This window comes from Caulobacter sp. SRI_014 (assembly GCF_057586315.1).
Window position 1 is genome coordinate 1 of record NZ_JBYCZQ010000027.1, and the last position, 243, is coordinate 243.

General features: G+C 65.4%; 1 protein-coding gene. It reads left to right on the forward strand.

Features of this window, described 5'->3' with window-relative positions; genetic code table 11:
* The coding region (locus tag AC2YG9_RS22465; RefSeq protein WP_487300228.1) for a hypothetical protein at positions 1-243 on the forward strand (243 nt) is incomplete at both ends.

The window sequence follows — 243 nt, forward strand, 5'->3', positions numbered from 1 at the left end:
CGGGTTCACCCTGGTCGACGGCACCCATGTGCGGAACATCGAGCGGGTCGATAGTCTGCTGACCGGCTCGGGCGACGACGTCATCGTCAGCATCGGCGTCGGCTACCTGGACACCGGCGGCGGCGACGACCAGGTGACGTTCACTGACTGGGCCGGCCAGAACAACTACTGGCACGGCGCGTCCGGCAATGACCATCTGATCGTCGACCTCAGCGCTTCGACCCAGAACATCGGCGGCTACAC